We start from the raw sequence: 20,824 nt of genomic DNA, 5'->3' as shown, positions 1-20,824 counted from the left end.
CAGGGAGCTGGTTGCCAAACTTCACGAGTCTTATTCGCACCTTCGGTGCTCAACGTAAAAACTGATGATATAGGCAATTTTATTCACCTCCCCAAATTTTTCCGGTAAACACATACAACCTTGGTGTCCCAACTCCTTTGATTCTTGGTTTGTGTGATGCTTTACCATCCGAGGCTGGTTTCAGCCAGCCAGCTTGTAATAAAACTCTTGTCACTGTACGTTGATCAAAGCCTTTGCACAGTTCATTTTTGTAGGTCTCAGTTAACACCATGTAGATTCGAAACCCTTCGCCATCTGTATGAAAAAATCCTGCTCGGTTGAGAATCTTGTCATTGTTAGGTGAATTGGCATTATCAAAACGGCTGGCACCATGAGACTCAAAGAAAGCGCGTACTTGCGCCATAATGGCGCGATCTTCGCGATGGCCATCAACCCCAAAAGCCTCCTGCCATGCAGTAAAGCAAACTTTCGCAGCATGGAACGATTCGTCTTTTTGCCATCCTGTCAGGCCAAATTGACTGGCCAGTTCTCCCGCAGCAGCAACTAATGCAAAGCGTCTGGCAACTCGGATTATCTGACCTGTTACATCAGGTTGAATGACTGCATCAACAAAGGTTTGAATAGTGTCAGCGGTATATCGGCTGATTGTTTGCCGGTTGGCAACTACTTGATTCAGCCACGCCATGCCCATTGCACCATGATATCGGCTGCTGTATTTCTTTAGCGATAAGGCCATGCTGGCTGGACTTAATTGATCATGAATCGTTTCAAAGATCCCCATCCCACAACCCGCATCCGCCTCTATATCAGCAAGCCTGATTTCCTGACCTGCGTTAATGCGTTGCCCTGATTTTGCCATAAGTGCTGTCAATGACTCTTCACCAGCAGATAAAAAGAATAAAGACCATCGGGAGGATTGCTTGACTGTACCGGTACGAGAGGCACGTGTTTTTCCCTGACCATTAGCCAGCAAATAAGCTGCCTCCCCTGCTTCTCTGGGATCCATTTGACTGAGTTCATCAAGAATCAGTAATCCATCATTGTGTAATGACGCCAAGCCTTCAAGCCCATTAGTGGTGCTGCGCCATAAACGGCAATAGGATTGTGGGTTTCCCCAAACCGAGGCAGCCAGATTCAATGCAGTACTTTTGCCTGATGATGATGCGCCTCTGAAATGAAAACCGCCTGAGTCTTCGCCAACAATCTTTGCCAGTACAGGCGCTAATGCCACAGATATGGCAAACACCAATCTTGAGTTGCCTGATGCCAGCCGACCTATTGAGTCGCGCCATTCTTCAACGCTTCCCTTGATCGACACTGCTGGTTCAATGGCATTGGTATTCTGGAAGACAATCTTCTCAGTTGATTGCCCGATACACTGGGAAGCTGTTACAAAGACATCGCCATGCCAACCGAGTTTATCAACACATCGCGCACGTGCATCTACTGGAAAGACTTGTAAATAGGAGGCTAACAAATCTCGTGCAGTCCTATTAGGTGAAATACTCAATCCTAATCGTGCCAGCTCTCGCCTTACATCGGAGGCATCGCCTTGCAACAAAGCCAGTGGCATCGCCCACTGATGGGTGATTCCATCATCGTCCTGCCATTCCAGCAAACGACCCCATTCACCACTGTGGGCATCTCGAGTTTTTGCAACAACATACAATGGTGCACATATCCACCGAGGTGGTAAAGGAGTGCCATCCTTATCAATACCGATAAAGGTTAGTCCCTCATTAGTTAACCGAAAGCGACCACCGGCATAATCGCATACAATTGGACGCTGCTTTAGTGTATTGGCTAATTCAATAACATGATTTTGTGACATACATTATTCTCCAAACAACATACAAACCATCGGAATGAAGCAAATTCATTCTGACAAATTTTAAATTTATGCATTCTCAACGAGCTGTAACTGACCTTCGTCACTGGTTGAGTAATAAATTTTTTGTTGTTGGAGAAAATTCAAGACATCACTTTTTCGATACAACACCTTGCGTCCAATTTTTAAATAAGGAACACCACCACCCGCCCAGCGGTTACGTTCAAGTAACTGGGTGGAGCAGCTTAATACCGCAGCGATTGTTTGTTGATTAAAAAGCGCAGAATGTGGCGCAGATTCAAATTCGTTTAAAAGATGTAACCTAGATGCTTTTTGTGCAGGCATAGGACTCTCCGCAATTGATTATTCACACAGCATAATGCTGAACCAGTCAATCCTTTGAATGAATCCCAATGCCTTCCCGGTCTAGCCAGAACGAAACATTGCTCTTCTCTTTTCCTTAGCCTTTCTTAGCTCCTGCTAATTAGTTCTTATTGGTAAAAAAATAGCTCATACCTCAAACTTGAAAAAAGTATCTCGCATTCCTTCCAAGATTGTCAAGCACAAAAGTTCGAATTCAAAGATGTGTTATTGAATGATATTGATTGATAATGCAAATAAGTCCTAAACATGGCATGTCATAAATTCGCGATTCGCGAATTAACTATAACTTTTAAAGTACGTACTAAGTGCAGGGAATATCTGTGTCCCATACGTCCCAAGGTTGCAAAAAAAGGTGGGGACGTTGCTAAACTAGGAATGATATGGATGCCCCACTTGTCCCCTTGGTCCCAGGCATTTTTTATAAGTCTACAAACGCTAATGAATAAAATTCATTTACATTCCATTTTGGACGAAGTTATATTCCATATTAGACGGACTTATAATCCATAACGGACGCAATGATAAGCCATATTTGACGAAACTAAGGATAGCTCTCTAAACATCAAAAAAGTTGTTCTAATGAAATTAATTCTTGTATTTGCATAATTATATTTATCTAATTACAATTTCAGTTAACACACCCGCCAAGCCTATGAAAACTTCGGTCTTTAAGCTCAAATCGTGCGGGTTTTTAACCTAACCCAATTTTTTATAACAGAATCATACCGATAGATTTTTTTAATTGACCCAATGCTGTTTTGTTCATCGTAAACCTCAACCCACTAGAATGAATGACCATATCAACATTAGTTTGAGCAACCATTTGATTGATAATATCTAAAATTATGTGGGTTCAATGATTATTAATAGAATTCTTTGCATTCAAAACCTAGAGTCTAAATTTTAGACATGTGCTATTGTTTCAGGTGGACATCCAATTATGGATGGTAAACCTCATCGCATAGCCACAGAGGGTGATAAACACGGTGAAAAGGCAGGATTTTATGTAGCCCATTTAGATGGTATTCCAGCAGGATATATTAAAAACAATCGAACAGGAGCTGAGCTTAACTGGAAATGTAAGGGCTACATTTTAACGGATGAACAGAGGGTAGCACTTAAGACAGAGGCACTTGAGCACCAACAAACTCGTCAACATGAACTTGAAGCTAAGCAAAAAAGTACCGCATTAAGACTCAAGCAAAAATTATCCATGATGGCAGAGGTTGTGGAACCCACGCCTTATATGCAAGCCAAAGGTATTCAGGTTCATTCTGGCGTGTATACCGATGAAGAAAGAAAACTAACCTGTATTCCAGCAACAGATTGCGAAGGCACCCTATGGACTGTCCAATATATTTCTGAAGATGGCACTAAAAGGTTTGCAAAAGACTCAAAAAAAGAAGGCTGCTTTCATGTGTTGGGTGGCCTCGCAAAACTTACAGAAACGCCTGTCATTGTTATTGCTGAAGGTTATGCTACAGCTGCAACTATAAAAGAAGCAACTGGACTACCAGCAGTTGTCTCCGCCCTTGACTCAGGCAACCTCAAATCTGTCGCCAAAACTCTCCATGACAAATATCCCCATACTCCAATTATTGTGACTGCTGATGATGACAAACACCTTGAGTTAACAAAGGGCATCAATCCCGGAAAAGAAAAAGGAAAAGAAGCAGCAGATTCAGTTAATGGTTACATTGTTCTACCGACTTTTGCACCAGGAGAGCAGTCATTAAACCCCAGGCACTTCAGCGACTTTAATGACCTGGCTAAGAACAGTAAGCTGGGCATCGAAGGGGTGAAACGGCAGTTAAAATCAAAAATTGATAGAATCGTTAAGCAAAATAGCCACTTGCAATTACCGCAAAAGACTAATGTAGTTCGTATCGCCTAGATACAATTAAACTGGCAACAATTGATAGGTTCAAATGTTGCCAACACCGACCCCTCTCTTTATCTTGTTATTTCTGAATTTCTTAAGATATACTTGCGCCAGGTTTATCGACATCCCTGGTTATGAGCGGCCAAAAAACGATTTCAAAAACGTAATCTGTTTTGTAGTTAATCTTTATTAACTGCTGGCAGTTTTCCTTAAACACTCATGAAAACAAAATTAAGACCAGCGTATTTAATAAGGAATCTACAAATGCCTGTTGCAAAACTGTGCGCAGATCAACTTCGTGCTATTTCCAATAATTATGGTGTTAAACTAAAATCAAGCCATGCTCATGAGCTTGTTGCTGCATTTTTTGGGTATAAATCAAAGGCAGCCTTGTTGTCGGATACCCTCGCATCCATAGAGAATGTTGGGCAAGCACAAATTTTTGTTCTAATTCCATCCTCTTTTATAGAAGAACGTCGGAAATGCCTTGTGGATTTACCATCTGACCTACCAGACACTTATACCTTAGCTGAGGAAATGTTTACTTTCCTGGCAGCTCAAAAAATGCTTGTGGCTAATTCGTTTCCGTCATGGATACATCTTTCTAAAGCGCTCACCAAAGAATATTTGCAAAAGAATGGCCATTCAATATTACCAAGAAATTTTGGTCCTTTTGAAAAGGCACGCAATATTTTTAACAAACCTCTATATGACTTTAATCCTGGTATAGAAACTACAGATAACGGCGTAAAAATAACGGTATCTAACAGATACTACGGTTCAAGCCATGTAAATTTTCAACCTATCGATGTTGTCCTAACAATCAGACTGCAGCGTATTGCTGGCCATTTTGGTTATGCAAAACCAGAAATCTCCTTCATTTGATATTTCTAGTCAGCCAGTTCGTTAAGTTAGGAGTCATAATGAAATTTTTAAAAATAAAACTTCCTTTTGGATTAAATGTAAATAATACCATCGTTCATATTTCTAATGTTGATAGTGGTAAGAATTGCAATTGTATTTGTCCGTCTTGCCACTCGCCACTAATCGCAGCCAAAGGCACTAAAAATCAGCACCACTTCAAGCATGCCACTACCATTGAATGTGAAGGAGGATTGGAAAGCGCCATCCATATGGCTGCTAAGCAGATTATAAAGGAACGGAAACAAATAAAGCTCCCTGAATATACCATCACAAAAGAAGTATCAGATTCAAAAGGAAAAATACACCCCGAACACAAAACTATTGTCGAGAAAGGAAAGATTATTTCCTTTGACTCAGTGGGAGAAGAACAAGAGATAAGTGAAATGCGGGCAGATATATTGGCAATAACACGCAACCATAAGCTCATCATAGAAATTTTTTATCGACACAAAGTAGACGATCAAAAAATTGAGAAAATTAAGACAGCTAATATATCTACCATTGAAATTGACCTATCTGATCTTATCCCGGACGATGTGAAGAACTGGGACGCTTTTTGGTCATGTATCAATGATCCCAATCGTGTTCAATGGCTACATAACGCCAAAGCAGCTATTGAAAGTGTAGAACTTGAAAAACAACTGAGAAAAAAGCTTCAGGAAATTGAAAAAGAATATGAGCTGGAAAAAATCAAGAGACTAAAACAGGAACAAGAAGTAAAACCAGTGCTTGAGGAGTCTCTGGAGGAATTAAAGATACTTCGTACTAAGAAACATATAGTGCAGCTTGATCAAGAGGCAGAAAAGCATCCTGCTTGGGAATTTTATAGTAAGTATCTTCAGCTCTCCGCTGGTGAATTGCCAAATTTTCTTAATCTAGACGTCCCTGATGGGAATTGGATTTTCGGTTGCGATAAACGTATATGGCAGGCAGCTTTTTATTATAACTTTTTCATTAGCAATGAGAACAACAAAAGCTATTTCTCTATTAAGCAGGTTGATGATTGGCTTCAAAATACAGCTAAGTGCAAGATTCCTCGTTGCACTCAAATTGTAGGGAAATATGGCAGGCGATTTCATGAACTTGTTCCTGCTGATATTTCAAGAAGTATGCCCTCATCATGGAGAACCCTGCGGGAATATTTTTATCATCTATGCGAATTTGGAATGCTGATATTTTCTGGAGATGATAGGCGTCACAAGGGAAGTTGTTGGTTTGAAATTCTCAGTAGAGACTGCAGTTCTAATAACCCTTACGATTCTTCTTTAATCGAGAAACTTCCCGTCGCACATGGTTATCAGGTTGGAGTCTTTGCCGCTCCAGCTGATCATGTGCATTATCCTGCAATAGCACTTGACCTCCTCCGGTGAACTGAACCAAATCGCATTTGGACAGGTTTCGCAAGCTGTTGTGATCTTTGGCTGGCGAGCCTTGTCTAATGCTGAAAGAGCAGTCGTTTGCAAGTTATGTGGCATGATATGCGCGAGACAGTTCGAGAAAACTTCCCTACCCCGCCTCCTACGACAATTGATATTAAAAAATATATAGAACAAGTAGACGAAAATTATATCTCAGACGCTTACCATTCTCTATCCATTGAAGGTTATCAAGTAAGTCCTGACTTAATTGAAAAAGTTCGTTCTGGACAATGGAATCCTGATGCTACAGAACAAGATCGAAATCACCGTAGTGCATTAGCTGCCCGTGGATACTGGCAAGCATTCCAAGCAGTAAAAAAGAGCCTTATGGAAATATTGAATGGAGACAACCCCGGAAAAATAATACAAAAAGAACATGGGGATTGGTATAGAGAATTATTTCAACCCAGCGTTGCTGTAGGTCTTTTAAAACCAACTGATCTGGCAGGATATAGACGAAGCCCTGTATTTATACGCCAATCAAAACATATTCCTCCACGTTGGCAAATTCTTAGTGAACTTATGGAAGAGTTTTTTCAGTTAATAACCCAGGAAAAAGAACCTTCTGTTAGAGTTGTTCTCGGACATTTCTTTTTTGTTTATATCCACCCTTATTCAGATGGTAATGGCAGAATTGGACGTTTTCTGATGAATGTTATGTTAGCGAGTGGCCATTATCCATGGACTATTATTCCTGTGGAGAAACGAAACGAATATATGGAGGCACTGGAACAGGCAAGTGTGCATCAGAATATCCTTCCCTTCACTAAATTTATTGCTAGTTGTATTTAGTACTTTGATTTTATATAAAGGCTTTATGGAGAATTACAATGGAATTTGCGAAACCAGTTAAAGTAGCCTTTGGTCGGCTAGAGCATATTGCTTTTATAAAAAGGCACCTAGATGTTTACAAAAAACCAGATATTACCAAATATCCCATTGCAGCTTATGAATTTGATTTTCTCGATTTCATTTACAGCCTAGGCCTTATTAACATTTTAGCCTTTGTTTGCATAAGCCTATTCCCCTCATATTTTAAATATGATCCTTTTAAAATTTTTAATATTATTCCCATCATGCTTTTATTAATAGTGAATACTGTTCTTGTAGCTGCAGTAATAGCATTTTTTCATTGGGGATTGTGTAAAGGTCTTGGGTTCATTTATAAAATAAAAACTCATGCTTTTTATGAGGCTGGAATATTTTGGCGAGTTTTTAGAGTTTTATCCCTTTCTTATCTTCTTATAACAATTCCGCTTTTAATACAAATTAACAGTATATTCACTCACGAAGGCTTAGGAACAACATTAAATTTAATATCTCTATTAACAATAATTTTAATGCTAATACTTCAAATAAAGTTATTTATTCTCCCTTTATATAAAATTGGAAAACAATTCGGTAAAGCTCCAGGGTCAATTCAAAGTTTGCTTGTTATTGCTAGCGCATTATTAATCAATAATTTTTTTTGGAAACAGATACCACCTAGTATTTTTGTAAATATAAAAGAAGCCATAAAACTATTTCAGCCCAATAAAGAATATGGACACATACACTCATTTATTAAGGAGCTTCGTTCATATGCTCTAGATGAATATGTTATTAACTATCAAGATGTTAATGGAAATTTTCGTCATTTAATTTTGAATCCAGCAACAACTAAAATTTATGATATTGAGACTACGGGTTAGTGAACTCTTCACTGCCTGCACATTTAATTCTAATTCTTGAGTAACTAGTTCTATTTCTGGTTGAGATATCCCAGCTTCTTCTTTATGCAATATATCAAGCAGTTCCTCAAGCGTTATAGGATGATAGCCCAAGCTTTGAAGAGCCTTTGTAACCCTCCCGTAAAATAGCACCATTCAAAAATAGAGTTTCTCCGGCATAATAGGCAAGAGGAGGAGAAACGATGAAACGCAGCCGATTTACAGAGCATCAAATATTAAATATTTTAAAATATGTAGAGAATGGCCGTCTGGTAAAGGATGTCTGCCGTGAGCATTATTCATTTTATAATTGAGTAATCGCTTCAATGCATAAGCAGAACATGAATTTTTATTATTACCCCCAATTTACCGCGATAACAGTAATTTTTAAGTATTTATAATAAATAAATATGGGAAAATCAAAAAATCAATCAAATTTACCGCCATAACAGTAATTTATGGTGAATTAATGCAAATAAATGCAATAATAAATTTATATTTATCATTTTTACTGCTATAACAGTAATATATAATTAATTTTGGTGTTCCATGCCCATACACGAAATTGCCAATTTAGTCCATTACTACCGCAAACACAGCGGCTTATCGCAACAGGAATTAGCTCGGTTAGCTGGGGTCGGTAAGACGGTTATCTATGATATTGAAAAAGGGAAAGAATCTGTGCGGCTAAATACATTGCTAAAAGTATTAGATGTGTTAAATATTCAAATGAAATTTGAAACGCCTTTTCCTCAAAACAACGGATAATAATTCATGAGAAAAGCATACGTATCAGTGAATGGTATTAGAGCTGGAATATTAGAGGAGTTAGAAGGTAAAAAATATCAATTTACTTACCTAAATGATTATCAGGGGGCACCTGTTTCTCTCACCATGCCGTTAACAAATAAAATCTATGATTTTGACGTGTTTCCCCCTTTTTTTGAAGGATTACTTCCTGAAGGCATTATGCTTGAAGCACTATTACGCAAATATAAAATCGATAAAAATGATTATTTTGGCCAATTGATACTAGTGGGCCAAGATGTCGTAGGTGCAGTGACTATTGAGGAACTAAGATGAAACGCTGCCCTATTACTTATGACGTAATTAGTGACCAAGAAAACTATTCGCAACGTGGATTGCATTTGCTTTCCCCTCAATTAAAAAACCTTAGCCCATTAGATTTAAGTGCTGATGAGCAGCGACAGGAAGCAATTGCTCGTGTAGGAAAGATGTCTATTCAAGGCGTCCAAAAGAAACTAAGTGCCAAACTAAAGATTAAAGAGGAATATTTTGAAATCGTTGATCAAAAAGGTCAGTACATTTTAAAACCACAAAGTGATATTTACCCAGAATTGCCGGAAAATGAAGCCATTACTATGACCCTTGCAAAGGCCATTGGCCTCGAAGTTCCGGTTCATGGTTTGGTTTATTCTAAAGACAACAGTTTAACCTACTTCATTAAACGCTTTGATAGAATAGGCCATAATAAAAAGTTAGCTTTAGAAGATTTTGCACAGCTATCAGGTGAAGATCGACATACAAAATATAAAAGCTCTATGGAAAAAGTAATTGCAGTCATACGGCAGTTTTGTACATTCCCAAAAATTGAATTCGTAAAATTATTTAAGCTGACGTTGTTTAACTTCCTGATCGGCAATGAAGACATGCATCTAAAAAATTTTTCCCTGATTACTAAGGATAGAAAAATTTCCATATCACCAGCCTACGATTTACTTAACTCAACCATCGCTCAAAAAAATACTAAAGAAGAACTGGCTTTACCTTTAAAAGGAAAAAAAAATAATTTAACAAAGAGTGATTTTCTTAAATATTTTGCCATTGAAAAATTAGGATTAAACCAGAACGTCATCGATAGGAGCGTACAAGAGTTCCATCAGGTAATACCAAAATGGCAAGAGCTGATTAGTTTCAGTTTTTTATCTCAACCGATGCAGGAAAAATATATCGAATTGCTAGAGCAACGGTGCAAGCGATTAAATTTTTTTGATTAACTAATATCTTAAGTAAATTCGGCATCGCTTTTAGATGTAATGGAAATGGAGTTTCCTAGCCAGAAAAAACACACATCATGCGTTATTTTTTCGGAAGATTTTGCCAAAATCCACGACTCAACTTCCTGCCTAATAGCAGTATTTACTTGTGCCTGCTGTAGAATAAAGGCTATCAGCCATTGCATCTCTATACTACCTGGTTCAGGCAGCATGATGAATGTTGATTTAACCTCCTTCTCAAACGGGATATTCAGGTGAAGTAACGCTGATTCAATATCATCTGCGGTATAAAATTGCTCTTCAGGATTGCCTATATAATCCCTGAAATTCGATTGAATTTCATAAATACCACGTTGACCTCTTAATACAATTAATCCTGACTCCCCCGCCTCGGCTATCTTTCCAAGAATAAAAGGCAAATCAAAAGACCAATAAAGACATTGTGAGGCAATAACCCAATCAAAACCGCCATCACCTGGATGTTTTAAGAAATAGTCTTCCGCAGTACCTGCAAAAGTATTGACTTGGACGGAAATGGGAAAGGGATGTTTAGGATACTCTGATAAAGCATCAAAACTTGGTTCTACACCAGTTATAGAGACTTTCGCTGGCAAGTGGTGGGTATGCGCATCTATTATTTTTTTAATCAATGAGCCATCATGACATCCTAAATCCAGAATGTTCATCTCATCTGATGATGGATTAAATCGAGGACGCATTAAATCAACAAGCAGTGATTTTTCACTGGCATTCGCAAAATAAGTTTTAAAAAACTCCCTTTTATCATAAATAGACATTTAAAATTGTTCCTTATCCTTTGAGTTAATATAAACAAACTTGATTTGGGGGTTGTAACCAATTGCTCTCAGGATAATTAACTCCCTCAGTTTCAATGAATTGAAAAGATAACGCCTTGCGTGATCTGTTTGAATTAATTACTGGACTACAATGGACAAAATTACCATGAAACATTAACGCATCCCCAGCCTTGACTTCCAAAGGCGTATACCAATGATTTTCAGTGATAAAATCAGGAATATAAACCTCATTGAGCTGCTCAAACTGCCTGGTTTTAAGTTGGTGATCTACTCGTGAAACCCATTTTAGGGGCCAGTGATTACTGCCCATGATTCCATACATGCATGCATTTTCTATACATGCATCCTCTAAAGCCAACCATAATACCGCTACCGAAGCAGGCTCGGTATATGCAAAAGTCGATTCCTGATGCGGTCTTACCTCACTTCCTGTACCATAGGGGAATTTGGGAATATAAACACTTAAATGACAAATTGGTTTTCTAAATCCTATACCTTTTAAAATTGATTGAAGCATAAGGTTCTTGTAAACCGTTTGCTGCATCATGGCATATTTGTCTATGAGGTGCATACCATGCCCAATCCTGTTAATCACTCTGGTATTATTTATCTTCTCATAAAAAATATGCCCTTTGTGGCTTGAAGATAGAAAATAAGGCTCGGTAACAAACTCCTTAGGCTCTGATTTCGGTCGCAAAGGATTTTTTGAATAAAAGCAAACGATTTCATTATTCCAGTTTTGCTCTAAATCTATTTCCGCATCATATTGGATAATCTCAATTTCATTTAATAACCTGTTGAGATCAACCGAATTAATATAATCTTTAAGAAGAATAATCCCATCTTGCTTATAACAGCTGACTGTCTCGTTTAAATCGAATTGATGATCAAAAGCTTTTAATGCACCTGAATTGACAATAGCATTCATTTTTCATCCCAGAGATTAAATGATTTCGAACGGGCTAATGACTTTTATATCCAAATCAGGGTGTTTTTTTCGCTGTATAGTGTAATTCAGGGGCGTAATTGCAATTTCTGTAGATGCAGCAGCTTCTGCGCTGATAAGATGGCCGCCAAAGACCTGGAAATTATCACCTGCTATAGCCGCATGGATGTGTACGAACAAACCGTTATCAGTTAGGGTCACATTACCAGCCAGGGAAGCAATTTCATAAGTCCCCTGAAACAATCGTTTGCTATGTTGTTGCGTATCCCGATGATAAAAACCGATAAGGATATTGGACAAAGCACCGATACCAGTAAAAATTGCGGAACTTGAATGAATAGCTGATGCATAATCGATGATGGAATGAAATAAACTCTCGCCTTCTTTGAGGCTTAATATAAAAGGCGAATTTACAGATTGACGCATGATGATGGCTCCATTGAATAAACAATAAAGAGCCATCACCAAAAATCTATAAACGTGGTCAGTCAGGATGGCTGAAAGAGTACCGAACACTAAAGATTTTCTTTATTGGATATTAATAACAAGTTCCAAATCTTTAGTCAAATATCTTCCTCTCTAAACAAAGCCATGGAGGCAGGCGCCTCATACCTGGTTTCAGCCGTCCCCACCCTTTGCAATTGAGGTGGGCATGTTGACTTATTGAATACTATAGATCTGCGCAATTGGTTATCCATTCATCATAATGGCGACGTGTATCATTCATTATTTTATAATAGAGCGAATTTATTCACATTTTAAGTATTTCAAATGTCTTTACAACTTAAATTTTTTCCACTTACTTTAATCCTTCTTTATTCATTACAACTTAACGCCATTCCTCCAGGGGAAGTAATCGATGCCTGCAGGAATAATATGAGTATGGGGGCAGGTATGATTATTAAAAAGATGCCACAACCTGATGCACATTGGTGGGATGATGGCGGTTTGTTTTGCGCCAAAGACAGATGCTATGTAGAAATAGAAACCATTTCAGATGGCATTCATTATGGAACTTCAGAATGTCATGAGGATTCCTCATCACCTGTGAGTCAAAGATATCATGAAGATCCTGCAGTGTTTATAAATGGTTATAATTTATTATTAGAAAAAGCAATTAATCTTTCTATAAATCCTTACATTGGACCTGGAGGTATGATATCACGTCATGCCGAATGGTGGAAAATTGTATATAGGGAACACACTTATTTATGCATTGTCGAAGCTTTATCCGACTCGGGTGCTGGCGCAGCTCGTGTACAATATTATGTCATTGAAAATGTAATGCCTTTTGATATCCCTTCTGTGTATTATTATTTGTTTGAAACAGACGTAATGCCCTTAACAATGAGCTGGCCTGAACAACAAAAAATAATAAAGGAATTTCCTTTTTTCAAATTTTCAGAGGTAGAAGAAAACTGCTAGCTAACATATAGCAAATATTTTGGCTGCAGGTAGGCGTATCACAAGGTTTTAGCCGCCTTCACATTTTGCAATGTATTATAAGTTGCTGTTAAACTTCCCTCATTCTAAGGGTTTCCCATATGAGTATTGAATAAATCGAAAAAATTCATACGCTCCCATTTTGGACGAAACTATATTCCATACCCTCTTAAATTAAGCGCAATTTTTTCATTTGACAAATAAAACTATTTTTTATAACTTACGAAATAACGCTTTTCCTAAGCGAGCCCCCTTCCAGTGCAAAACTCTTAGTGAGTAGGAAATTCGATTTTTATATCTAGAAAAATAAATATTAGGAAGGGAGTGTTTATTTTTCGCTAATATGAGAATCGAAATAATGTCTTTGCCTAAAAGTATTCCTTCAATAAAGTCTCTTAAATTATCTGCAAAACAAATAGCCTCAGCTAAGAGCATTCCGCTAAGCCAAGCTCTTGATCTTGTTGCCAATGATTATGGATTTACTCATTGGACATTAATGCAGAAATATTTTAAATCAGTACGCATGAATAATCTTGAGTCCATTTGGCAATCATTTCTTCCTGGAGAAATGTTATTGTTATCTGCTGCGGAAGGGGCAGGAAAATTATCTTTTGCTCTTAACCTTGCTTTGTGTGCATCTCAATTAAAATTATCGGTTAAATATTACTCTTTACATGTTAATGCATCCTTCATTTTTGAGCGTTTAAATCAAATTTCATTTTCAAATGTTGAGTGTGACTTGCAACAAGAGCAATACATAGAGATAGTGGAAAACTGTTTTGATCAAAAAACTATAATTGAAAAAATTAAAAAAGATAAGCCTGGTTCTTTATTAATTGTTGATTATTTACAAGCTATTATGTCCCATGAAGAAATGGATCCATATAATGATTTTGTGCGTGAATTGAAATTAATTGCACAGCAACATGCATTGAGGGTATTAATACTCAGCCAAGTCAATAAAGAATTTAATTTTGAATCTTTGGAGTATATTGCAGGCGGACGTTCAATCAGCAGGCATTTCACACACGTGATTCATATAGAACCGCAGCAACAAGAAAATAAAGACGAACGTGGAATCGTTTTAGTTAAATCAATACATTACCAAAAGCAAAAATCCTTTTTACAGTTTAATAAAGATAATTATCGTTTTCTTTAATCCTTTATCCTGCGTGAGATTTGCGCGTCTTGAGTATACGGCACTGTTATACTCATCTTTTGAACCCCTGAGAGAACTGATGGGGATTTGAATGACAAATAGTGACACACAATGGGAACAACGCGCCTCGTCCGAAACGCAACCAAAATTTTGGTTGGCATTTAATGATGGCAAGGCGCAGAAATGATTGGTTCTGGTGTAGACCCAAACAGTTCATATTCAATTATTGGCAAAATCCCCTATGTAACGTAATATACAAAAAAAATAGCACTCGCATTTATGAAACAGCATTATCAGGTGTAATTATGGACAAAAAAAAGTATCCTGAAGGTATCAATGGATGGCTGATATTAGTGGCCATAGGAATTGTTCTGGCTCCGATAAGGATTGTCTTTACCCTCTTGACTACCTATCCACAAATATTTTCCTCAGGTACATGGGAAGCACTGACCACTAAAGGAAGTGAGGGATATAACCCACTTTGGGGACCTATTATAATCGGAGAATTATCGATCAATTTTATTTTGCTCATGCTCTTGCTTTATCTTGCATACCTGTTTTTTTCCAAGAGCAGAAACTTTCCAAAATGGTTTATTGGAATCGCTATTTTTAGCATAGTATTTATTGTTGCAGACGCGTTTGCAGTAAAGATGGTTGCACCAGACGAACCTGTATTTGACCCTGATACAATTAGGGAGCTTGCGCATTCGGTAATTGTGGCTGTTATATGGATACCCTACATGCTTGTTTCAAAAAGAGTTAAAGCAACATTCATAAAATAAAACTGTCTAATAACCACACACGCTCGCTCAGAATTCTTGATCTATGAATTTCATAGATTAGAAATTCTGATATTTAAGGAAAAATATGTTTGCTGTACTGTCTCATCGATTAAGCTCACTGCCCCGACTTTCAAAAACCTGCTATTTGCTTCTTCTTTTTTCGTTCCTGGAATGTGCAGCAGGAGGAATTGCTTACTACTTATCATTATATTTAGGAACGTCTACACCATTAACAAAATTGCAAATTGGTCAAGTTGGATCAGTGGTTGGATTTGGAGCATTATCAGGCGCGCTATGTTCCACATACTTAGCAGACAGAATGAGTTGTAAAAATATTATTATCATCAGTTTTCTCGTTCTGGGGCTAAGTTTTTTCTGCCTGCCTCAAAGTACTGATTTTCTGGCAATATCTGGCTGTGCATTCATTATCGGAATTGCAACAAGTATTTTTCTCACTACGAATAATAGCCTTTTATTGCAACACGCCCCACAAGATCAAAACAGCCTTCGTTTTGTACAAAGTATGAAAGTGGTAAGCGAAAATCTTGGTAGCAGCTGCTCCATACTATTGATTATGTTTTTTGCAGCACAATATTATGGACAAATTTTTGAAATAATTGGTTTGTTTTTTCTTCTTTTTGCTCTGAATGCAATGAAGTATTTGCATATAGACAAATACTCTCTTGCGAACTCGCTTCACGAAGAAAAAGAAACAAATCAGCAGCACGGCAACAATAAACGGCTTTATATTACCGTTAGCGCAGTGTTTGTAGCAGGAATTATCTACGCTCAGCAACGTATTGCTTACCCGCTTTTTCTAAATGAAACGTTTTCAAATTTTACTATCACTGCAACCCTTTTCTGGCTAGATCCTATTATTGTTTCCTTATTTCAAGTCAAAATAACAAAAATAGCATCCCCTTTAAAAATCAATCATCAATTGGCAATTGGCGGATTTTTATTAGGTGCAGGTTTATTTGCATTGCTGATAGTAAACAGTATTGCAGGAGCAATACTGGCCTGCTTAACGTTTATCCTAGGAGAAATGTTATTCATGCCCACATCTTTTGTGGAATGCTATGAGTCTGCAGGAAAAAAAAGAAAAGGGATGGCGGCCGGTGCCTGGAGAAGCGCATATACCTCAGGTCTGATTGTTGGACCTGTCGTATCAGGTCTCTTAATGGAATATTATAGCTATAATGCATGTTGGATTTTAGCTGGCATAATTGGTTTTTTCTTATTTATTTTATTTATTTACCAAGAAAAAGATCCTGGGTGATAAAATGTTCTGCCAAATTAAATGTCTGATGAGTTAAAAATGATTTTACTTGCCCGACCCTGCGCTCAGGATGAAACTGTATTTATTTCTACAATGAAAAATAGCCGGGATTTTCATTTCCCTTTTGTGACTGCGCCCTGTACCCCTGAAGAATTTCAAACTTATTTAAAGAAGAACAAACAAGAAACGGAACAATACTACATTGCCTGGAATGATGACCAAAAAATAATAGGCGTTTTTAATGTCAGTGGCATTATGCATGGCTTATTTAAAAGTGCTTATTTAGGGTATTACGCCAACGCAGAGTATGCTGGCAGAGGACTGATGAGTCAGGCATTAAAATTAGTACTTAGTGAAATATTCACAACATTAAATCTTCATCGAATTGAAGCGAATATCCAGCCTACAAATACGGCATCGATACAACTGGCAATAAAAAACGGTTTCATCAAAGAAGGTTTTTCCCCACGTTATTTGAAAATTAATGGCATCTGGCAAGATCATTTTCGTTTTGCACTAACCTATGAAGATTGGTTGGCAAATCCGCAGTCGGCAGCATATTAACTCCTTTGTCTTAAGGTGTTGAGCCAATAATAGCAAGACACTTTCTAACCAGGTTCAAAACTTTGAATCTTGATTTTTAATTGGCGAAGCGACTAAAAGACGCCAATGCCATCAACATTTGGACAAGCGAAGGCAAGTTGATGTCCTTGGCAGCGATACACATTGAAAAATGTCTGGACAGCGCTCATTTTTCCTTAGGTATAAGCGGTGCCACATTCTATACACACGGTTATCCACAGATTTTGTGGATAACTGGCAAGAGTATTTTCCCCACAGAATACCTGACAGGCCTTTATGGTCAAGAGGTTATGAAGTAAGTGGAACGTTTGGAGAAGATGATGAGGGCGGGATACGGAAAACTTATCCACAAAGCCAGAAAAACAGGTATATTTTGTGGAAGTGCATTGTATCGCCTTTTTTTTAGAAGAACCAGTCTTGACATTTTGACACTGTCTTCTTTAAATGCATTTCCGATGTTATGCCATTGATAAGTATTGATAAATTAATTTAAACACCATACCATTCCTCCCATTTATTAGATGAGAACGAAATTTCATTATCAAAACCCTCTATATCGGTATAAGATATATTTTTTAAATAGACTATTTGCACTATGACACCAACCAGCAAAGCGCCAGCGCACCCCGGGGAAGTTTTATTGAAGGATTTTTTGGAACCGCTTAATTTGTCTCAAAAGCAATTTGCTGAACATTTAGGCTGGACCTATGCCCGTCTTAATGAAATCGTTAATATGCGTCGAGGAGTCACTGCTGATTCCGCTCTATCATTTGCAGAATCCTTAGGCACAGAGCCAGAGTTTTGGCTCAATATTCAACAAAAATGGGATCTCTGGCGAGCCAGACAAAACCATACGACGGTTAGTCCTTTGCCGCAGATTGAACGTTAACTCTATCAACTCCTCAGGAAGGCTTCTGTCCATTTCCATAAAACTTAAATCGAATATCGGTATATGATATAATCCTATTACAGACACGCTTCTATCATAAATCAGTGTTCCAGAATCAATCATCAATTGTTTTATTTTAAAGCACTGCTGATTTACCCTGCTATCTTAAGGAATATCATGTTTTCCGCATTCACACGTTCTAATCGAAATGAGAAAGATTTTTTTGGTGATGCTATTATTTATCGCACCAGAGATCGCTGGGGTGAGATACTCGTCATTGACAACAAAATGAACAGGGTCCTCGCCTTTGATCCCATTTATGAACAAAGCTGCCTGAATTTGAAAGAACCTCATATTCCGGCTCATGAATACTGCCGAATCATGCTACTAGTCCTCGCCTTTGTTCATCCTAAGCACGTGACTATTTTAGGCCTTGGTGGTGGAAGTCTTCTTCACGCTCTGCACTACCTTATACCTCAATGCACTATCCACGCCATTGAACTTCGTAAGAAAGTGCATGAAGTCGCTCTCAATTTCTTTTTGATGCCAATCCACCCCAATATTAATGTAGTGATTTCTGACGCACAAAAAGCGATGCATCAAAGCGAAGAACAAAGCACTCAGATTATTTTTGCGGACATGTACCAAAAGCAGGGAATGGATCCTTTTCAAATACAAAAAAAATTCATCCTGCAATGCCATAGAATTTTGGATAATAATGGATGGCTTGTAGTGAACTACCATCAACTTCCAGAACATAATTCAAGTTTCATTCAGTGCTTGCAGGGTTATTTCTCTGAAGTATTTGCAGGTCTCTCTCTCAGTGGAAATTATATTTTATTTGCTCGAAAAAACCGTGGAAGCCCACTAAGTAAATACCAAAAGAATGTACTCGATTTAGAAAACAAGCTAAACATTAAGTTACTCACACTATTCAAGCGGATTACCCGAGTATATTCAGAGAAATACTGATTCAGGCAGAATAATATCCTGCCTGGGTTCCAGTTCTGATGTAAAAAACACCTAGGTTCAGTGAACAAATTTTTTAATTAATTGAAAGATAGGCAGTTTTATAGTGAAATTCGATTGCGATCGTTAATAACACTAATGGAACTGCCTAGATGTGTAATAACAAATCCGAACGAGTATGGGAAACAATTTATTCTTTTTTGCAGGGAATGAAGGGATTGCATATATAGTACTCTTCACACCTCCATAGCTTTAATTGAAAAAATTAAACAAGATAAACTTGGTTCTTTATTAATTGTTGATTATTTGCAAGCCATTGTGTCCCATCGAGAAACAGATCCATATAATGATTTTGTGCGTGAGTTGAAATTAATTGCACAACAACATGCATTTATTCATATTTGGGATATTTAAGTCCAAATCAATTTGGAACAGAGCGATTCTTTAATGAAAGTTGATTAACCGTGATGTAACATTTTGTTTGGCCACGTCAAAGCCTTAAGGCTCAATTTAAGCTAGCCACAATGCATAAACTTATCGAGGCCTCAATTGTAACTGTGTGATTTCATGCACCTGTTTGCAAAAAGTCTCTTTTATAAAAAATATACTTAATATGGTTCCAGTGAAAATCAATGCTATAAGTAATAAAAAGCTATTTTGATAATGGCTTAGCATCGATATACATAACGGTTTTTTCTCTAACACCCAGCCCAGTAATGGCGCACTAAATGCTGTATAAAACATGATGACTGAGTTGTTAAACGCTAATCCGATGGTAAGGTAGCTGGCTCGACAGTACTCGCTCATTACAGCAAAGCCAATACTTTGCCCACTGGCACCGAATCCAAAGATAAAAAAGCAGGCTAATAAGAGCCACTGATGTGATGAAGAATATATAATTACTAATAAACTCAATAAAACGCATAGGATACTAAATACCATGATTGGTTTTCGGAGTTGGTATTTGTCGGATAGATATCCTAAAAATGGGCATCCTAAAGCATAGCCCAACCAGGCAAAAGATATTAAATAAGCCGAAAATCGTATTGACAATCCTTTGGTAACCAAAAAAGTAATTCCTTCATTTTCGGAAAAATACTCCAGTGAGAAATAAACCAGAGCCGAATAAAAACCTATATACCATACTTGTTTTTGTTTTAATAATTGACGTATGTTGAAATAAAATGATTCAACTCTTGATAAAATAATAAATGAATCATGTTGTTGCCTGTTAGATTCTACAAAATAAAAGATCAAGGCGGTCAACCCTCCCCCCAGACATGAAAGCGAGAAAAATAAGCTGCGCCAGCCTTGTAAGTTTGCGGCCAAAATAGAGCTCAAAGGACCGGCTGCGAACAGAGGCCCCATAGTACCAATAAATTGAGACAGACCAATAAACAACGCAATATTCTTTTTGGGTAACCACTCATAAACAGAGAGTAAAAGGCATACAAATCCAAAAGAGGAACCTAATCCCATTAAAAACCTAAAAAAAAGTGCTGAAACGTAGGTTTGAGAAATAGCGAATCCTAAAGTTGCAATAGAGCAAATAATAGCGGCCAAAAGCAGAGTTTTCTTTAGCCCGTAGCGAACGGCTATAACTCCTACTGGTAATTGCATAATTCCATAAATTACCTGATAAGCGGTTGTGCTCAAGATTGCAAATTGTATAGCAGACAGATTAAGCTCATTCATAAGTGGTACTTGAAATATTCCTAATACCGTCCGCAAAAAAAATTCGTAAAGAAAAAATAATGAGCAAATAAACCATATGATAAGGCCACGAACAGTCAT

20 protein-coding genes and 4 pseudogenes are annotated in these 20,824 nt (G+C 37.6%); 17 read left to right on the top strand and 7 right to left on the bottom strand.

The window, feature by feature from the left end:
* Positions 1 to 79: 79 nt before the first annotated feature.
* A complete protein-coding gene (locus LXA66_RS11520; RefSeq protein WP_233013304.1) occupies positions 80 to 1,831 on the bottom strand; it encodes a DUF927 domain-containing protein in 1,752 nt (583 codons plus the stop codon).
* Positions 1,832 to 1,897: 66 nt separating this feature from the next.
* Positions 1,898 to 2,173: a helix-turn-helix domain-containing protein gene (locus tag LXA66_RS11515; protein WP_061717766.1), complete on the bottom strand. Its 276-nt coding sequence runs from the start codon at positions 2,171 to 2,173 to the stop codon at positions 1,898 to 1,900.
* A 952-nt stretch (positions 2,174 to 3,125) separates the two neighbouring features.
* On the opposite strand from LXA66_RS11515, the pseudogene LXA66_RS11510 reads away from it, so the two are divergent.
* From LXA66_RS11510 to LXA66_RS15930, 3 genes and pseudogenes are all read left to right on the top strand, one after another.
* Positions 3,126 to 4,106 (top strand): annotated as a pseudogene (locus LXA66_RS11510) (toprim domain-containing protein); the annotation flags it as partial.
* Between the two features lie 252 nt (positions 4,107 to 4,358).
* On the top strand, positions 4,359 to 4,979 hold the full coding sequence (locus LXA66_RS11505; RefSeq protein ID WP_233013303.1) for a hypothetical protein: 621 nt from the start codon (positions 4,359 to 4,361) through the stop codon (positions 4,977 to 4,979).
* 38 nt (positions 4,980 to 5,017) lie between these two features.
* Positions 5,018 to 5,236, top strand: a pseudogene (locus LXA66_RS15930) (competence protein CoiA family protein); the annotation flags it as partial.
* A gap of 1,024 nt (positions 5,237 to 6,260) precedes the next feature.
* Here LXA66_RS15930 and LXA66_RS15925 read toward each other — a convergent pair.
* Positions 6,261 to 6,467, bottom strand: a pseudogene (locus LXA66_RS15925) (conjugal transfer protein TraI); the annotation flags it as partial.
* A gap of 17 nt (positions 6,468 to 6,484) precedes the next feature.
* Here LXA66_RS15925 and LXA66_RS11495 point away from each other — a divergent pair.
* The 6 genes and pseudogenes from LXA66_RS11495 to LXA66_RS11470 all read left to right on the top strand — a co-directional run bounded on the left by LXA66_RS11495 (position 6,485) and on the right by LXA66_RS11470 (position 10,163).
* Positions 6,485 to 7,228 carry a Fic family protein gene (locus LXA66_RS11495; RefSeq protein ID WP_233013941.1) on the top strand — a complete coding sequence of 248 codons (744 nt, stop codon included), beginning with the start codon at positions 6,485 to 6,487 and terminating at the stop codon, positions 7,226 to 7,228.
* Positions 7,229 to 7,266: 38 nt separating this feature from the next.
* A complete protein-coding gene (locus LXA66_RS11490) occupies positions 7,267 to 8,127 on the top strand; it encodes a hypothetical protein (protein ID WP_233013301.1) in 861 nt (286 codons plus the stop codon).
* A 221-nt stretch (positions 8,128 to 8,348) separates the two neighbouring features.
* Positions 8,349 to 8,459 carry a transposase gene (locus LXA66_RS11485; protein WP_370637255.1) on the top strand — a complete coding sequence of 37 codons (111 nt, stop codon included), beginning with the start codon at positions 8,349 to 8,351 and terminating at the stop codon, positions 8,457 to 8,459.
* Between the two features lie 235 nt (positions 8,460 to 8,694).
* A pseudogene (locus tag LXA66_RS11480) lies at positions 8,695 to 8,923 on the top strand (helix-turn-helix transcriptional regulator).
* Positions 8,920 to 9,228: a HipA N-terminal domain-containing protein gene (locus LXA66_RS11475; RefSeq protein ID WP_115705422.1), complete on the top strand. Its 309-nt coding sequence runs from the start codon at positions 8,920 to 8,922 to the stop codon at positions 9,226 to 9,228. The pseudogene LXA66_RS11480 and the gene LXA66_RS11475 overlap by 4 nt, the downstream one beginning before the upstream one ends.
* Positions 9,225 to 10,163 carry a lpg2370 family Dot/Icm T4SS effector gene (locus tag LXA66_RS11470; RefSeq protein ID WP_233013299.1) on the top strand — a complete coding sequence of 313 codons (939 nt, stop codon included), beginning with the start codon at positions 9,225 to 9,227 and terminating at the stop codon, positions 10,161 to 10,163. Before LXA66_RS11475 ends, LXA66_RS11470 begins: the two co-directional genes overlap by 4 nt.
* A gap of 8 nt (positions 10,164 to 10,171) precedes the next feature.
* Here LXA66_RS11470 and LXA66_RS11465 read toward each other — a convergent pair whose 3' ends face one another.
* Genes LXA66_RS11465 through LXA66_RS11455 form a run of 3 tightly spaced genes read right to left on the bottom strand, consistent with a single transcriptional unit; the run spans position 10,172 to position 12,353 of the window.
* Positions 10,172 to 10,960 carry a class I SAM-dependent methyltransferase gene (locus LXA66_RS11465; RefSeq protein ID WP_233013298.1) on the bottom strand — a complete coding sequence of 263 codons (789 nt, stop codon included), beginning with the start codon at positions 10,958 to 10,960 and terminating at the stop codon, positions 10,172 to 10,174.
* 25 nt (positions 10,961 to 10,985) lie between these two features.
* Positions 10,986 to 11,909 carry a phytanoyl-CoA dioxygenase family protein gene (locus LXA66_RS11460; protein WP_233013297.1) on the bottom strand — a complete coding sequence of 308 codons (924 nt, stop codon included), beginning with the start codon at positions 11,907 to 11,909 and terminating at the stop codon, positions 10,986 to 10,988.
* 15 nt (positions 11,910 to 11,924) lie between these two features.
* Positions 11,925 to 12,353, bottom strand: coding sequence for a PPC domain-containing DNA-binding protein (locus LXA66_RS11455; RefSeq protein ID WP_233013296.1), 429 nt, complete (start codon positions 12,351 to 12,353; stop codon positions 11,925 to 11,927).
* Positions 12,354 to 12,698: 345 nt separating this feature from the next.
* On the opposite strand from LXA66_RS11455, the gene LXA66_RS11450 reads away from it, so the two are divergent.
* The 8 genes from LXA66_RS11450 to LXA66_RS11415 all read left to right on the top strand — a co-directional run bounded on the left by LXA66_RS11450 (position 12,699) and on the right by LXA66_RS11415 (position 19,033).
* Entirely contained in the window at positions 12,699 to 13,352 is a 654-nt protein-coding gene (locus tag LXA66_RS11450) for a hypothetical protein (RefSeq protein ID WP_233013295.1), read from the top strand.
* A 376-nt stretch (positions 13,353 to 13,728) separates the two neighbouring features.
* The gene (locus LXA66_RS11445; RefSeq protein ID WP_233013294.1) at positions 13,729 to 14,529 is read left to right on the top strand and encodes an AAA family ATPase; all 801 of its coding nucleotides are present in this window, start codon (positions 13,729 to 13,731) and stop codon (positions 14,527 to 14,529) included.
* Between the two features lie 305 nt (positions 14,530 to 14,834).
* Positions 14,835 to 15,311, top strand: coding sequence for a DUF2569 domain-containing protein (locus LXA66_RS11440; protein WP_233013293.1), 477 nt, complete (start codon positions 14,835 to 14,837; stop codon positions 15,309 to 15,311).
* An 85-nt stretch (positions 15,312 to 15,396) separates the two neighbouring features.
* Positions 15,397 to 16,590 (top strand): MFS transporter, encoded by a 1,194-nt coding sequence (locus LXA66_RS11435; RefSeq protein WP_233013292.1) that lies wholly within the window; start codon positions 15,397 to 15,399, stop codon positions 16,588 to 16,590.
* A gap of 39 nt (positions 16,591 to 16,629) precedes the next feature.
* Positions 16,630 to 17,154, top strand: a complete 525-nt coding sequence (locus LXA66_RS11430) for a GNAT family N-acetyltransferase (protein WP_233013291.1) — start codon at positions 16,630 to 16,632, stop codon at positions 17,152 to 17,154.
* Positions 17,155 to 17,234: 80 nt separating this feature from the next.
* Positions 17,235 to 17,471 carry a hypothetical protein gene (locus LXA66_RS11425; RefSeq protein ID WP_233013290.1) on the top strand — a complete coding sequence of 79 codons (237 nt, stop codon included), beginning with the start codon at positions 17,235 to 17,237 and terminating at the stop codon, positions 17,469 to 17,471.
* A gap of 296 nt (positions 17,472 to 17,767) precedes the next feature.
* Positions 17,768 to 18,061 (top strand): HigA family addiction module antitoxin, encoded by a 294-nt coding sequence (locus LXA66_RS11420; RefSeq protein WP_255665360.1) that lies wholly within the window; start codon positions 17,768 to 17,770, stop codon positions 18,059 to 18,061.
* A 177-nt stretch (positions 18,062 to 18,238) separates the two neighbouring features.
* The gene (locus LXA66_RS11415; protein ID WP_233013288.1) at positions 18,239 to 19,033 is read left to right on the top strand and encodes a spermine synthase; all 795 of its coding nucleotides are present in this window, start codon (positions 18,239 to 18,241) and stop codon (positions 19,031 to 19,033) included.
* Positions 19,034 to 19,564: 531 nt separating this feature from the next.
* On the opposite strand, the gene LXA66_RS11410 is transcribed toward LXA66_RS11415, so the two are convergent.
* Entirely contained in the window at positions 19,565 to 20,824 is a 1,260-nt protein-coding gene (locus LXA66_RS11410; protein WP_233013287.1) for an MFS transporter, read from the bottom strand.

Origin of the sequence: Legionella sp. 16cNR16C, assembly GCF_021297775.1 — a bacterium.
GTDB classification, from domain to species: Bacteria; Pseudomonadota; Gammaproteobacteria; order Legionellales; family Legionellaceae; genus Legionella_C; species Legionella_C quinlivanii_A.
This window is presented reverse-complemented; position numbering and strand designations above follow the sequence as displayed.